Source organism: Pseudoalteromonas sp. S558 (genome assembly GCF_005886635.1).
GTDB classification, from domain to species: domain Bacteria; phylum Pseudomonadota; class Gammaproteobacteria; order Enterobacterales; family Alteromonadaceae; genus Pseudoalteromonas; species Pseudoalteromonas aliena.
On the sequence record NZ_PNDU01000460.1, the window covers coordinates 1 to 329 of the forward strand.

The following is a 329-nucleotide window of genomic DNA, read 5'->3' on the forward strand; positions in this document are numbered from 1 at the left end:
CAGGGTTTTTTAGGCTGGGAAGAGAGGTAAGTGTTCTTATAGTACGACTATGAGGTATTACAGGTAATGTTGCTTTTATAGCGTGGGCGCTACGTGTTAAATGCCGACTTTAACACGTAGCGCGGTGATGATTTTTTGCATTTCTTTAATGCATTCTTTTAAATCTTCGTTTTGGTTTTGTAAAAAACCGATGTGGGTTCTATTGGTAACAACGACCGTTGTTATGACCACTATTTGCATAATGACAAATATAAAATCTTTTAAGTTTAAGTGTAAGCTATCCATTTTTAGCCCTCTTAACTAACGTTATAAACTGCGGTACGACGTTT

1 protein-coding gene is annotated in these 329 nt (G+C 36.5%); it reads right to left on the bottom strand.

Annotated elements, in window-relative coordinates; translation table 11 throughout:
- Positions 1-96: 96 nt before the first annotated feature.
- Positions 97-285: a hypothetical protein gene (locus tag CWB66_RS20765; protein ID WP_138586932.1), complete on the bottom strand. Its 189-nt coding sequence runs from the start codon at positions 283-285 to the stop codon at positions 97-99.
- Positions 286-329: the final 44 nt, after the last annotated feature.

What these genes read in the sequence shown, in the direction of transcription:
- CWB66_RS20765 (WP_138586932.1), bottom strand. Translation starts at nt 285, where the DNA reads ATGGATAGCTTACACTTAAACTTAAAAGATTTTATATTTGTCATTATG.